Consider the following 628-nt stretch of genomic DNA (forward strand, 5'->3'; position numbering starts at 1 on the left):
GCGATCCCGAGCCGCGCGCGCTGGGCCTCACATCCCGCCATCTCGCCTATGTCATCTACACCTCGGGCTCCAGCGGAGCGCCCAAGGGCGTCATGGTCGAGCATGGAAGTCTGGTGAACTATCTGTCCTGGGCCTGCGAAGTTTATGATCCCAGGTCTTCTTCCATGGTGTCCTCATCACTCGCCTTCGATTCAACGATTAACAGCCTGTTTACACCTTTGCTTCGTGGTGGCCATGCTTCCCTTTTAAAAAAGGGAGATGAGGTCGAAGGACTCAAGACAAGGATTGGCTCGGCATGTGGGCTGGTCAATATCACGCCGAGCCATCTGGATGCGCTTGGGCAACAGATGCTGGCGCAGAAGGTGTCGAGCAAGGTCGACAGCTTTATCATCGGCGGTGAAGCGCTGACGCATTCGACAATCGAGCTGTGGCGCAGGGTGCAGCCCACGGCCAGGATGGTGAATGAATACGGCCCGACCGAAGCCGTCGTCGGCTGCGTCTTCTATGACATTCCGACCGGGCTCGCCACCTCGACAAACGTCCCGATCGGGCGTCCGATTGCGAACACGCGGATCTACCTTCTGGACGCTCATGGTCAGCCGGTGCCGTTCGGGGCGGTGGGCGAGCT

General features: G+C 59.4%; 1 protein-coding gene. It reads left to right on the plus strand.

The window, feature by feature from the left end; all coding sequences use genetic code 11:
* A partial coding sequence (locus AC0L2K_RS34985; protein WP_473533659.1) for an AMP-binding protein occupies positions 1–628 on the plus strand: 628 nt, incomplete at both ends.

It is taken from the genome of Mesorhizobium sp. WSM4817, from assembly GCF_055811135.1.